This window comes from Paenibacillus urinalis (assembly GCF_028747985.1).
GTDB lineage: Bacteria > Bacillota > Bacilli > Paenibacillales > Paenibacillaceae > Paenibacillus > Paenibacillus urinalis.
Window position 1 is genome coordinate 3790378 of the sequence record NZ_CP118108.1, and the last position, 14052, is coordinate 3804429.

At 46.4% G+C, this 14052-nt stretch carries 9 protein-coding genes; 1 reads left to right on the forward strand and 8 read right to left on the reverse strand.

Annotation, left to right across the window (positions count from 1 at the left end; translation table 11 throughout):
• Nucleotides 1-35: 35 nt before the first annotated feature.
• The 8 genes from PUW25_RS17535 to adhE all read right to left on the reverse strand — a co-directional run bounded on the left by PUW25_RS17535 (nucleotide 36) and on the right by adhE (nucleotide 13039).
• The gene (locus PUW25_RS17535) at nucleotides 36-1628 is read right to left on the reverse strand and encodes a response regulator transcription factor (protein ID WP_047911025.1); all 1593 of its coding nucleotides are present in this window, start codon (nucleotides 1626-1628) and stop codon (nucleotides 36-38) included.
• Complete coding sequence (locus tag PUW25_RS17540) at nucleotides 1619-3439, reverse strand: cache domain-containing sensor histidine kinase (RefSeq protein ID WP_047911024.1); 1821 nt, start codon at nucleotides 3437-3439, stop codon at nucleotides 1619-1621. The genes PUW25_RS17535 and PUW25_RS17540 overlap by 10 nt, the downstream gene beginning before the upstream one ends.
• A gap of 43 nt (nucleotides 3440-3482) precedes the next feature.
• Nucleotides 3483-4310: a carbohydrate ABC transporter permease gene (locus PUW25_RS17545; protein WP_047911242.1), complete on the reverse strand. Its 828-nt coding sequence runs from the start codon at nucleotides 4308-4310 to the stop codon at nucleotides 3483-3485.
• Between the two features lie 2 nt (nucleotides 4311-4312).
• Nucleotides 4313-5197: a carbohydrate ABC transporter permease gene (locus tag PUW25_RS17550; protein ID WP_047911023.1), complete on the reverse strand. Its 885-nt coding sequence runs from the start codon at nucleotides 5195-5197 to the stop codon at nucleotides 4313-4315.
• Nucleotides 5198-5353: 156 nt separating this feature from the next.
• Nucleotides 5354-6736: an ABC transporter substrate-binding protein gene (locus PUW25_RS17555; protein WP_047911022.1), complete on the reverse strand. Its 1383-nt coding sequence runs from the start codon at nucleotides 6734-6736 to the stop codon at nucleotides 5354-5356.
• Between the two features lie 186 nt (nucleotides 6737-6922).
• Nucleotides 6923-7666, reverse strand: a complete 744-nt coding sequence (pflA, locus tag PUW25_RS17560) for a pyruvate formate-lyase-activating protein (protein WP_047911021.1) — start codon at nucleotides 7664-7666, stop codon at nucleotides 6923-6925.
• A gap of 73 nt (nucleotides 7667-7739) precedes the next feature.
• Nucleotides 7740-10001 carry a formate C-acetyltransferase gene (gene pflB / locus PUW25_RS17565; RefSeq protein WP_047911020.1) on the reverse strand — a complete coding sequence of 754 codons (2262 nt, stop codon included), beginning with the start codon at nucleotides 9999-10001 and terminating at the stop codon, nucleotides 7740-7742.
• Between the two features lie 425 nt (nucleotides 10002-10426).
• A complete protein-coding gene (adhE, locus tag PUW25_RS17570; RefSeq protein ID WP_274337343.1) occupies nucleotides 10427-13039 on the reverse strand; it encodes a bifunctional acetaldehyde-CoA/alcohol dehydrogenase in 2613 nt (870 codons plus the stop codon).
• Nucleotides 13040-13275: 236 nt separating this feature from the next.
• Here adhE and PUW25_RS17575 point away from each other — a divergent pair, with 236 nt between their 5' ends.
• Entirely contained in the window at nucleotides 13276-13992 is a 717-nt protein-coding gene (locus PUW25_RS17575; protein ID WP_047911018.1) for a Crp/Fnr family transcriptional regulator, read from the forward strand.
• Nucleotides 13993-14052 lie beyond the last annotated feature (60 nt).

The following is a 14052-nucleotide window of genomic DNA, read 5'->3' on the forward strand; positions in this document are numbered from 1 at the left end:
TCTTATGTCGCCATTTACTTATGATTTGGAAGAGTTCAGTTTGTCTTGGCTGCCATCTCACGAAATTCAGAAGGCTTCATTCCATAATACTTATGAAATACTTTTGAGAAATATCTCCGTTCCCGATACCCCACGGCAGCTCCAATCGAAGCGATGCTCCGATCTGTTCCGGTGAGCATGGCTTTCGCAGACTCCATCCTTTCTCTCGTTACATATTCAACAAAAGTGACACCAAAATGGCTCTTGAATAGCTGGCAGAAGTAGCTTGAACAGATCCCAAGCTGGTCTGCCATCTCTTCAATACCCAGATCTTTATCCAGCCTTGCCGCGATATAATCCCTTGCGGTAGCCACCAGCTCTCCTGCCGTGCGCCTCGGCAGCTCGCTTGCACAAGCTTCTGCCAAGGTAAGTGACAGCTCAAAATATTCCCGGAGTGTAAGCGTTTGTAACATCACATTCCAGATCCGTTCTTCTGCTTCTGTCTTCAGCAGCTTCATTTCGTGCATATCACGGAGCATGAGAACAACAATGTAATGGAAATACTTGATGGCCTTGCCGTTGTTACTCCCTTTGTCGGTGCACATCAAGCTGTAAATTTGCTTCAGCACCGATGTAACCTCATTTTTATTTTTTTGCCTCACCGCCAGGGTCAACCGATCCGACCATACACGAGACATCCATTCAAGCTCTTCGCCTGACTCCTGCTCATCAATATTTGCAATCCTTGTGCCTGAATGCTCAGACATCATCAGCGCCCGCTGGGCATCTCTATATTCTTCGGCCAGCATGTAATCAAAGACCTTCTTGCCGGAAGCATACAATTCTGCAGCCATGCCAGATGCATCTGTAAACCTACGTTCCAGCTCTTCGAGTAAGTCAGGATCAGGGACACGGGAAGTAGACTCAGACAAGGAGGAATCATGTTCAATAACAATACACCATTCTCCATCCCGCGTCTGGATTACTTCTCCTGCTGGCGTTGAAGCCGCCAAATGATCGTCGATTACTGCACCAACCAACTCATGCCAATGCTTACGCTCTTCTTCTGACCATAACAAGGAATTGAGGAAATAATCCTGTGCAACGAGCAAGATGAGTGTATAACGACTTCCACCTGCGGTTGACTTCACATCTTCACATGGATTGGGACTATGGGATTCACCAAGCAATACTTCCTGCAGCCATTTTCGACGAATCCACTTGCTCATATACAGCTCTCGCACCGTGCCCTGCTGCTCCTGCTGCTTCTTATTGCGGATACGGACTGCAAGTGCGCCAATGGTTGACTCCAGCTCAAAATAATCGATCGGCTTGCATATGTATTCACGAACGCCTTGCTGCAATGCAAGTCTCGCATATTCAAACTCCTGGTAGCCGGTAAGCAGCAGAATCTCTGCTTTCCCGCCTCTTATCCGATACTGTTCAATGAATGTTAGTCCGTCCATGACAGGCATTCGAATATCACATAATATGAGATCAGGCTGAACATGGGTACTCAGCTCTAACGCTTCATTTCCGGTACGGGCAGCTCCAGCCACCTTGATTCCGAGCGATTCCCAATCAATAAACTCCTTCAAGTTATCAAGTATAGGCTGTTCATCATCAATTAGCAGCGCACTCAATTCCAAGACGAATCCCCCCAATCGTTTTTGGGCAGCACACACCGGATTGTCGTTCCTGCCCCACTCGCAGAACAGATAAATATACCGTAATGTTCTCCATATTGAATGCGAATTCGGTCGGCTACACTCCGCACTCCAAGACCACGACGTTCAGACATGGCCGGTGATATCGGTTCATCCTCCATTTCCGTCGTCTTCGCCATGTATTCGAACCGTTCAAGGACGGTGTTAGCCATCCCGATTCCATTATCCTGCACTTCAAGCACAACTCTTCCCATATCTTCCCATGCTGTTACCCGGATGAATCCAACGTAATCAATTCCTTCAAACCCATGCTGAATGCTATTCTCGACAAGGGGCTGCAGGGTAAGCTTAAGAATAGGAAAGGATTCAAGCTTCTCAGGAATATCAATCTCATATTCAAACAGCTCAGCAAACCTGTATTGTTGAATCGCCAAGTAGTTCTCGAGATGCTTCACTTCCTCCTTGATCGGAATTTCTTCCACATCCTGAATGCTGATACGTAAAATGCTAGCCAGCCTGTTCACCATCTCGCTGACCTTCCTTCGTTCCCCGCGAAGCGCAAGTCCATTAATGGACTCTAGTGTATTGAACAAGAAGTGCGGCTTGATCTGGGCCTGCAGCACCCGGAGCTCGGCTCTTGTCTTCTGCATCTGCTCGGCCTTGACTCTGCGGAACAAGCTGCTGATTTTGTCCATAAGATCATTGATGCCTTGTGCCAGCAGCTGGAGCTCGTCGTAGCCTTTGCCCTCAATCCTTGCACTCAAATCCCCATCTTCAACTCTGCGCATAAAGCGTACAAGGACTGCAATCGTTCCGGTAATCCGATTCATAAAAAAGACATTGAACATAAGGGCGGCAAATAGACAGCATATAATAATAATCACATACCAGCTGACCAGCTGATTCGTTTCTTTCGCCAAGGAGTTCCATTCAGTTACAGAGACAAGCTGCCATGGATATCCCTTCATCTGGTATTGAGACAGGATGCTCTCTGTTCCATCGAAATTCAGCCTGCTGCTGCGATATCCGTCCCCGCCTGCAAAGGTCTCGCTCATCAGCTCCGACATGTATCGTCCAATATAAAAACCGGAAGGGTCATATACAACGAGCCCGTCTTGGTTCACCATCATGAATTCCGTATCCTGATTCCCGCTCATGCTGAGATTACGGAAGATCCGGTCAATTTCCCAATTCTTGATCTGCACGACCAGAACACCAATGTTCTGGAAAAAACTCAGCTCTTTTACAAGCCTGATTTGAGTAAATACAGGCTCATAGCCCGTGAATTCCGGATGCTCCAGCGGAGCAATCCACAGAGGCACACCATTTAACTCTTTCACTTGATTGTAGAGCGGATGGTTGGTAAACTCCCCGAAAGGCAGTGCCTTGAAGTCTTCCTTCGTAAAAATAGAGACAATCCTCTCCCTGGCGGAATACTCCAAATTATAGAGAAATGCATAGCTGATTGCGGGATAATTATAGAGCATGCTGCGAAAATTCCGCTGACTCGCATTCAGATAGAGCTGATCGCTCTCCCCAAGGTTCACGGGCTTCTCGGATTCAAGCGCCATCTGAAACACAGACGTAGCAATTCCATTGTCTGTTACATTGTTCATTTCCTGAAACACGCTTTCGATGCTGTAGCTGATCGACTTCAGCGCATACTCAGCCTGCTCGCTGTATTTTTTCTCAATTGTACTCGATGTCACGAGAAAGGTTCCGAAGCCCATGACACACATCGGGATGATGATCAATGCCAGAAACGCCACGACAAGTTTGCTACGCAAGTTCAAGAACGCATTTCTCCCCGGTCGAAGAGCATAAGCGTAAGTCTCGTCACCCTTTGACGCTACCTGCGGTTACACCTTCAATGATCTGCTCTTGCAAAATGGAATAAATAATGATAACCGGCACGACACTGTAGACAATTCCCGCTGACATCTGGGCGTAGTTCATCTGGTACTGATCTCTGAACTGCACCATTCCTACAGGCAGGGTACGAAGTGTGTCCGTGGATAAAAAGTAGTTGGCTAGAAGAAATTCATTCCAGTTGCCAAGAAAGTTAACGATAAATACCGTAACGATCGCTGGAATGGTTAGAGGTAACACTATTCTAGCAAATATCCCCTGTGCCCTCAACCCGTCCATAACGGCAGCTTCCTCGATTTCACTTGGGAGCGAACGCATAAAAGCAGCCAGTATAATAATCGTAAACGGAAGCGCATTTGCAATATAAGGAATGATGAGCGCGAGATGCGTATCCAGGATACCCAGCTTGCGGACAAGCAGATAGATGGGCAGCATCAGGGAGTTGTTCGGAATGAGCATGCCGACCAGGATCAGGCTGAAGAAGGCAGCGTTCCATTTTCCATGCTTCATTCTTGTTACCGCAAAGGCAAACATCGCGCCAAGCAAGATGGATACCACCGAGGCTAGGATTGAAATATATAAGCTGTTAAAGAAGTACGTTCCGATCTTGGCATTAACCCAGGCTTCTACATAATTTTCAAATGCAAACTCTTGCGGGATGCCAAACGGATTAAGCGCAATCGCATTGTTATCCTTCTTGACGGATGAGAAGATGACAAATAGAAATGGAAATAGAATTACAAGCAAGTAGCTGAGCAGAAATACATGGGGGATTGATTTACTCAAGGTTCGCATCATTAGTATTCAATCCTTTCACTTCGGCGGGCGATCATGACTTGATAGAGAGCCGTCAGAATGAGTGTAAATACAAAGATAAGGACAGCGATGGTATTTCCATAGCCGTATTTAAAATTCGTGATCGCATATTTGATCATGTAGGTTGCTAGCACGTCTGTGGACCCGGCTGGACCGCCTTTTGTCATGACAATGACGATATCTGCTGCCTTCATTGCACCTGCAATCGACAGCATAATGACAACAGAAATGATAGGCTTGATGAGCGGCAGTGTTATGGATAATGCTCTTTGCAGCCGGTTTGCTCCATCAATCTCAGCTGCTTCATCCAGATCACGCGGAATGGCGAGAATCGCTGCGAGAACCATGATGATGTAGAAGCCAGTCCATTGCCAGGCATTTGTCAGCAGGATGGAGAACATCGCGTATTTCTCGTCTGACAGCCAGTAGATCGGCTCGATGCCAAACAACCCCAATATCTGATTGAACAAGCCGATATTCGGTTCATAGATGAAGCCCCACAGAATCCCTATAACTGCTGTAGACATAATGGAGGGAAGGAACACCGCCGTTTTGTAAAGGCCTTTAAGCCGCTTCACATTCGCAATGAGAAGAGAGAAGAGCACAATCAGCGGAACCTGAATACCGCACGAAAAAAGAATAAACCATCCGTTATTCAATGCCGACTCCCAGAATCTCTCATCTCCAAATGCTTTTATATAATTTTCGAACCCAATAAATTTCGGATTCTCAGATACGCCATTCCAGCTGGTAAAGCTGTAGTATATCGAATTCAAGATCGGATAAATAAAAAACAATATAAACAATATCAAGGCAGGTAATATAAACATGGAGTATACCCAAGGGTTCTTGAGTGATTTGTTCATGTGCCAACAGCCTCCCATGGAAGAGCCAATAATGTACAGTCTCATACCATATTAGTGTGTAAAAAAACCCCGGACGCTGATCCGGGGTAAGCAGTCCTGTTATTTTATCGTTTTATGCTGATCACGATTATGAATGGTAACGGTGCTTAAGCCTCTTTATTCCACTGCTGCGTTTGCTTCTTCTTGAACTTTCTGCAGATCCTCTGCCATTTGCTCAGGGGTCGTTTGGCCGCCAATCAGCTTCTGAATCTGAATATTACTGATCTCAGTCGTTACATCCGCTTGAACAAGCGAGTCAAATGCAGGGAAAGAAGTAGCGGAAGCATTAAGGACAGCAACGATCTCCTTCATCAAATCATCGGTAATACTTTCGGTTAGTACAGCTTCATCGAATTTCATAGCCGGCAGTACACCGTCTTCAACCAGACCTCTAATTTGCATTTCTTCATTAAACATATTCTTGATGAAGGATTTCACTGCTGCGAGCTTCTGTGGATCGTCCGCAACCGAAGCTGCAAAGCCATATCCGTTATTCACATCGCGCATGAGAGAGGTTTGGTCTCCGACTCCTCCATCAACAGGAGGCAAGTTGAAGAATCCAACCTTTCCGATCAAGCCTTCACCAGACTGCCCTTCCTTGAATACGGAGGATTTCCATGTACCGTCATACATCAGGATAGCTTCACCGCTCGTGAACTGCGTCGTATATTCCGCATACTCAAATCCAAGCTCGCCCTTCTTGAAGTACTCTTTATCAACCCATTCCTGATGCTTAGCAAAGGCCTTGACAACACCCGGATCGGTCCAAGCCGCTTCGCCGGTAACAAACTTGTTTGTAATATCAGAGCCTGCGTATCGCGACCAGAGATGGTTCGTCAGCATAAGAGGTACCCAGCCTGCCTTCGAAGCTCCAGCCAGCGGCACTTTGCCATCTGCCTTAATATCAGCCAGCTGCTGCTCAAATTCGGCAAAGGTAGCCGGCGGCTGCCATCCCTTCGACTCATAATATTCCTTGTTGTAGAAAAACCCTTCGCCAGATCCTCCGACCGGCAGACCATATACATTGCCTTCATAAGTGAACGGCTCAAGTGAAGAGAATTTATCCTGAATTCCGAGCTCTTCAAGAATCGGTGTCAGATTGAGAAGCATGCCTTCTTTGGCGTATACCTTCGCATCTGGGCTGCCGAACAGGTCGAAGATATCCGGCGGATTACCTGCAGCCATTTCGCCCCGCAGCTTTTCTTTGCGGTTAACGTCAGAATCAACTCCATCCAGGGTAAAAGATGCGCCTTCGACTTCCCCCTCCACCTTCTTAACCACGTCCTGCAGGATCGCAAGCCGGCGTTCCTTGTCCGCACCGACCTGCGTATGCCGAAGTGTCATTTCAAACGGCTCAGCCGAAGCTGCCGGCGGTGTTTCGCCAGACGTTCCAGGCTCCGCAGCAGGTGTTTCCGTATTAGTGCTGCCTCCACAGCCTGCCAGTGTCAGTGACACTGCCAGCATTAACGACATCATAGAACCAAACTTTTTCTTCAACATTCGTTTGCCCCCGCTTTCTATGAGCTTGTATTGTATGTAACTTACTTGCTTTACAATTTTCATTATAAAAACATTGCTGTGTGTCCGATAGGACTACAATTTAAAGATCGAGGGATAAAATCCTCGAAAAATACGTAAAAACTCCCTTCTCATGTTAGAAGGGAGTTCGTTATTACGACACGTTTATCAAATTTCGATCTTGCTTGCTTCCTTGCGTCCCGTCTCAATGAGACGATAAGCACGGTCTATTTCCGCTTGTTCAGGAGAGGGGACACCCTCAAGGGGATATTCTTTGCCTAGCAGCTTCCATTTATAAATTCCCATTTGATGATAGGGAAGAATCTCAAATTTTTCTACTCCATCCAGTGTTCCTATAAACCTGCCCAGATTAAGCAGATCCTTCTCATCATGATGAATGCCAGGAACATACACATGGCGGATCCACATCTGCTTGCCATGTTCCGATAACCAGCGTGCCGTCTCCAGCATTCTTACATTCGATTTGCCTGTCAGGCGCTCATGCTTCTCATTATCGATATGCTTCAGATCGAGCAGCACAAGATCCGTTACCTTAAGGAGCTCATCTATACGATCCATATCATTAAATCCGTTCGTATCCAGCGTCGTATGCAGATTCCAGCGATCCTTGACCTCGCGGAACAGCTGAGTAACAAAGGCCGCTTGAAGCGTAGGTTCACCGCCAGAGACAGTCAAGCCTCCACCAGAGCTCTTATAATAATGAATATAAGGCTCAATCTCAGCGATCACCTCTTCCAGTGACATTGCGTTCCCGCCATCCAGTGCCCAGGTGTCAGGGTTATGACAGTACTGGCATTTCAGCAGACATCCCTGCATGAACAGCACGAAGCGGATGCCGGGACCATCAACCGTACCAAATGTTTCTAGTGAATGTACATGACCTTTGACCATTTATACCATCCCTTTTCCTATCGCATCCGCTTTGTGCGTCTGTGCAGATTGTTGAGTAGCTAGCAGTTAGCTGTTACATATTGCCGTGGAATGTCCGGTTAATAACATCAAGCTGCTGCTCACGTGTCAGTTTGATAAAGTTAACCGCATAACCCGATACCCGTACGGTCAGCTGTGGATAATTCTCAGGGTGCTCCATTGCATCAATCAGCTGCTCTCGATTAAAGACATTGACATTCAAGTGATGGGCTCCACTTCCAAAATATCCGTCCATCATTGCTGTCAGGTTGGTCTTACGGGCTTCTTCCTCTTTGCCAAGTGCCTTCGGAATGATCGAGAAGGTGTTGGAAATACCATCCAGGCTGTGTTCGTAAGGCAGTTTGGCAACGGAACTGAGGGAAGCCAGTGCGCCTTTTTTATCGCGTCCGTGCATTGGATTCGCTCCTGGGGCAAAAGGCTCTCCTGCTTTACGTCCATCCGGTGTCGTACCCGTCTTCTTGCCGTACACAACATTCGATGTAATCGTCAGTACCGATTGTGTCGGCATCGCATTCCGATAGGCTTTGTGCTTGCGAATCATCGTCATGAAGGACTCGACGAGCTCCACTGCGATTTGGTCAACCTTGTCGTCGTTATTACCGTAGCAAGGATACTCGCCTTCTATAACGAAATCCACGGCAATTCCATTCTCGTTGCGGATGGGGCGAACCGTTGCATACTTGATGGCACTAAGCGAATCGGCTGCTACAGACAGTCCAGCGATACCGCAGGCCATCGTCCGCAGAATGTCACGATCATGCAGCGCCATTTCAATCCGTTCGTAGCTGTATTTATCATGCATATAGTGAATCACGTTCAGCGTGTTCATATACAGCTTCGCGAGCCACTCCATCATCGGCTTGAAGCGTTTCATAACCTCGTCATAGTTCAGTACTTCAGATGTAATTGGCGGATACTCTGGACCCACCTGGGCTCCTGATTTCTCGTCTTTACCGCCGTTAATTGCATACAGCAGCGCCTTAGCAAGGTTCGCACGTGCACCGAAGAATTGCATCTGCTTCCCGATCCGCATTGCAGATACGCAGCAGGCAATACCGTAATCGTCTCCATAGATCGGACGCATCAGATCGTCATTCTCATATTGAATGGAACTGGTTTCGATAGATACCTTGGCGCAGTACTTCTTGAACCCTTCTGGCAGCTGCTCTGACCATAGCACCGTCAAGTTTGGCTCTGGTGCGGGTCCGAGATTGTACAGCGTATGCAGGAAGCGGAAGCTGTTCTTCGTGACGCGTGTCTTGCCATCCATCCCCATGCCGCCAATGGATTCCGTGACCCATGTTGGATCTCCACTGAACAGCTCGTTATAATCCGGTGTACGCAGGAATTTTACAATTCTCAGCTTCATGACAAAATGATCCACCAGCTCTTGTGCTTCCTCTTCAGTCAGTGTTCCTTCTATAAGGTCTCTCTGGATATAGATATCCAGGAAGGAAGAGACACGTCCAAGTGACATCGCTGCACCATTTTGCTCTTTAATTGCTGCCAGATAAGCGAAGTAAACCCATTGGAAGGCTTCTTTGGCATTACGTGCAGGACCGGAAATATCGAATCCGTGCATTTCACCAAGCTGCTTCAGCTCTTTCAGCGCTCGTATCTGTTCAGACAATTCTTCACGAAGCCGGATGACATCTTCATCGATCACATCAACTTCCAGCTCAGCCTGCTCTCTCATCTTGTCCTTGATTAAAAAGTCAATTCCATACAGCGCTGCTCTTCGGTAGTCACCGATAATACGTCCGCGGCCGTAGGCATCTGGCAGGCCTGTGATGATGCCGGCTCGCCGCGCATTTCTCATTTCACTCGTATAGGCATCAAATACCCCTTGGTTATGTGTTTTTCTGATCGTGGTGAACATTTCAATAATCGGCTCAGGAAGCTTAAAGCCATAGGCTTCACAAGCATCGATCATCATCTTGATACCGCCAAACGGCTGAATGGAACGCTTAAATGGTGCATCCGTCTGAACGCCGACAATCTGCTCCTTCTCTTTATCCAAGTATCCAGGCTGATGGGATACAATTGTTGAAGGGGTGTTGACATCCACATCCAGTACTCCGCCGTTATCTCTCTCTTTCTTGGTTAGATCCATAACGATCTCCCACAGCGCTTTTGTATTGTCTGTCGCACCTGTCAAAAAGCTCTCGTCACCCTCATACGGAATGAGGTTTTTCTCTAAAAAGTTATTAACATTAACCTCTTTTGTCCATTTTCCGGACTTGAAGCTTCTCCAGCCGGATTGTACGTTTTGCATTTCTTTTTCGGTTACCGCCATGGTAATCCCTCCAATAGATTCGTGGTTACACTAGACAGATCATGAAGGCAGGTACGAAATTCCATCCCTGCTGTTACTCTTTCTCCCTCGGCTCTGTTATTGTGGTAAGGTTATTTGTGATTATTTTCACTAATCTGCCTGCTCACTCCCCTTCTCTCCACTCTTTATAGGGAAGTGAAATTGCCTTTTGGGTTCTATGAAATGGATTTCTTCTCTCTTACATTTCAAATTATATTATACAGATCACATTAATTATGTGATGAATATCACAAAGTTAAGCCTGTTACTCCATTTTATTTTTACTGTTGTAGTCATGCTTCCCATTCCTATATTGTGCGGAACAAGCATACGAAAAAAAAGCCGTGCTGAACGAAGGAAATTCCTTCTGCTCAGCACAGCTTCACCATTTACGATGAAGAACACGGTTATTTATCAAATCTTCCATAGAAAGCATTCCGGTACACATCTGCCAGCTCACTGACAAGTGGCAGCTTCGGATTCGCAGTAGTACACTGATCTTCAAATGCCCGGTCTGCCAAATAATCGACTCTCGCTTCAAAATCCTTCGGATCAAAGCCAAGCTCCTGGAACGAAGCCGGTATGCCCAGCTTTTTATTCAAATCGCGTATTGCCTGAATCAGGCTGTTAATCCCTTCTTCTGTCGTATTCGCCGGTAATCCCAGGATACGTGCAATTTCGGCATAACGAAGGTCTGCTGTGAAATGATCATATTTCGGGAAGGAAGCAAACTTCGTCGGTTTCTTCGCATTGTATCTGATGACATGCGGCATGAGAATGGCATTGGTCCGTCCATGTGCCGTGTGATACTGTCCGCCCCATTTGTGGGCAAGACTGTGATTGATGCCAAGGAACGCATTCGCAAAGGCCATTCCGGCAATCGTAGATGCGTTATGCATTTTCTCTCTTGCCAGCTTATCTCCCGTAAGAGCAGAAGCTTCGAGATATTCAAATACGAGCTGAATCGCTTTGATCGCGAGGCCATCTGTATAATCATTTGCCATGACAGATACGTAGGCTTCGATTGCGTGAGTCAGTACATCCATACCTGTATCTGCGACAGCTACCCTTGGCAGACTATATACGAAATCTGGATCTACAATAGCTACATCCGGTGTCAGCTCGTAATCGGCCAGCGGATACTTGGTATTGCCTTTATTCTTATCTGTAATCACTGCAAATGAGGTTACTTCTGAGCCTGTTCCCGAGGTTGTTGGAATTGCCACAAATTTAGCTTTCTGTCCCAGCTTAGGATATTTGTAAATCCGTTTACGGATATCCATAAATTTTTGTTTCATATGATCAAACTCTGCATCAGGATGCTCGTAGAACAGCCACATCGCCTTGGCCGCATCCATTGGTGAACCGCCGCCGAGGGCGATAATACAGTCCGGTTCAAAGCTGTTCATCAGCTTCGTACCATTTTCTACGGTCGTTGTTGAAGGATCAGGCTCCACATCGGAGAACACTTCAATGAACACAGGCTTCCGGCGCTGGCGCAGGTAATGCTCCACTTTATCAACGTAGCCCAGTTTCACCATCATGGGATCTGTAACAATGAGTACGCGAGAAATGTCAGGCATTTTCGCAAGATACTGGGTAGCGCCCTTCTCAAAATAAACCTTGCTTGGAACCTTAAACCATTGCATATTCACTGTACGTCTCGCCACTCTCTTCACGTTGATTAGATTCACTGCGGTTACATTCGAAGAGGTTGAATTCCGTCCGTATGAACCACAGCCCAGCGTCAATGATGGTAAGTTGGTATTGTAGATGTCCCCAATTGCACCGTGAGTTGAAGGAGAGTTTACAAGAATCCGGCAGGTCTTGAGATGATCTGCAAAACGGCTGATCACTTCATCATCATTTGAATGAATAACCGAAGAGTGTCCCATTCCTCCAAAAGAAACGATTTCTGCGGCACGTTCTATCCCCTGCTCTACCGTCTTAACCTTGTAGCAGGCCAGAATCGGACTCAGCTTCTCAGCGGACAATGGGAATTTTTCTCCAACACCGTCCAGCTCAGCAACCAGAATCTTGGTATTCTCTGGAACGACGATTCCGCTCATCTTCGCAATATCGACAGCCGACTGGCCGACGATCTTCGGATTAACAGCACATTTGTCAGCGGAGATAGCATAAGTCGTTAATTTCGCCGCTTCATCTTTGGTTACGAAGTAGCAGCCATCCGCCACCATTCTCTTCTTCACTTCATCGTAGACGGGTTCTTCTACAATGACCGCTTGCTCTGATGCACAGATCATTCCGTTATCGAAGGATTTGGATAAGATCAAATCTGTCACTGCTTGATTAAGATTCGCCGTCTTCTCTATAAAGCAAGGAACATTTCCTGGTCCAACGCCAAGTGCCGGTTTACCGCAGCTGTAAGCTGCCTTAACCATCGCTCCACCACCGGTAGCCAAAATGAGTGCAACATCCGGATGATTCATCAGCTCGTTTGTCTTCTCCATCGACGGGGCGTCAATCCACTGAATACAATCAGCTGGTGCGCCTTCTTTGATCGCTGCATCTCTTAGAATGCGTGCTGCTTCCCGGCTTGAGTTCTGTGCCGATGGATGGAAACCGAATATGATAGGGTTTCGTGTCTTTATGGCAATCAGTGCCTTAAACATCGTTGTAGAGGTAGGATTGGTTACAGGGGTAATCCCCATAATTACGCCTACCGGCTCCGCTATTTTTTGATAGTTCTCAAACTCATTATCTTCGATGACGCCGACCGTTTTGTCATATTTAATATTGTTGTAGACATATTCTGTAGCAAAAATATTCTTGATAATCTTGTCTTCATAAATTCCGCGGCCTGTTTCCGTCACAGCCAGCTTGGCTAGATTCATGTGCTTATCAAGACCAGCCAGTGCCATCGCCTGAACAATACGGTCAACCGCCTCTTGATCTAATTGCATAAATGCTTCCAGCGCCTTCTTGCCCTTGGTTACCAGCTCATTAATATATTCCGCCGCAGTAACTTCTTTGGATACAGCCTCGTTCTTAACAGCCATCTCCTATCATCCTCCTACCCAAATTCTGAGTTTTTTGTCTCTCTATTGGATTACGAAGTCATCATATCATGCATGATTCTCTTTGTTTGTGAATTTATTCACAATGTATAAAAACTTCGGATTCGATAGTGAAATGAATCACAATGTTGGAATTTTGCCATACTTTGCTTCTCCCGCCCTCTTAACGAAGGTATATACTGAACTTGTAAATCGAACAGTGCAAGGGGGAATCGCATATGACTCACTTAGCATTACTTGAACAAAAAGAAGGCAATATCCGCTGCTTCACATCAGAGAACAAACAGCTCTTACTCAACTTATTGAAGTATCGATCATTACCAAAAGGCTCTCATCTGTTCTGGGAGGGGGATCCTGCCGACAAGCTGTTTTTTATTAAGCACGGGCGCATCAAGATTACGAAATTCACAGATGAAGGAAAAGAATTAATCATGTATATTCATCAGGACGGGGATTTGATCGGTCATGCCGACCCCTTCTTCTCTTCTAGGCACAGCTATTCTGCTGAAGTATTGGAAGAGAGCGAGATTGGATATGCAGAAACCTCAGAGCTTCAGCTGCTCATTGAGATCAACGGCGGATTTGCACTTGATTTTATGAAATGGATGGGTATATACCATCGAATTACACAGACGAAATTCCGCGATCTTATGATGTACGGCAAGCAGGGAGCTCTCTGCTCAACACTAATCCGGCTCGGAAATACTTATGGAGAAGTGGATGGCAAGGATATTCGGATTAACAAAAAGATGACACATACGGATCTGTCGAATATGATTGGTGCAACCCGGGAAAGTGTCAATCGAATGCTCGCTGAGCTGCGCAAGAAAGGCGCTCTGGCATATGATGATGGCTGCATCGTGATCAAGGAATTAAGCGTTCTTCAACAGATTTGCCGCTGCGAGCAATGCCCGGTAGAAATCTGCAGGATTTAACAAGACAAAAAGCCGACCTTCTGATTTAGAGAAAGATCGGCTTCTTTTTTTATATGAAGA

Coding starts and splice junctions, on each gene's coding strand:
- PUW25_RS17545 (WP_047911242.1), bottom strand. CDS start 4,310: ATGCGAACCTTGAGTAAATCAATCCCCCATGTATTTCTGCTCAGCTAC.
- PUW25_RS17550 (WP_047911023.1), bottom strand. CDS start 5,197: ATGAACAAATCACTCAAGAACCCTTGGGTATACTCCATGTTTATATTA.
- pflA (WP_047911021.1), bottom strand. CDS start 7,666: ATGGTCAAAGGTCATGTACATTCACTAGAAACATTTGGTACGGTTGAT.
- PUW25_RS17555 (WP_047911022.1), bottom strand. CDS start 6,736: ATGTTGAAGAAAAAGTTTGGTTCTATGATGTCGTTAATGCTGGCAGTG.
- pflB (WP_047911020.1), bottom strand. CDS start 10,001: ATGGCGGTAACCGAAAAAGAAATGCAAAACGTACAATCCGGCTGGAGA.
- PUW25_RS17575 (WP_047911018.1), top strand. CDS start 13,276: ATGACTCACTTAGCATTACTTGAACAAAAAGAAGGCAATATCCGCTGC.
- adhE (WP_274337343.1), bottom strand. CDS start 13,039: ATGGCTGTTAAGAACGAGGCTGTATCCAAAGAAGTTACTGCGGCGGAA.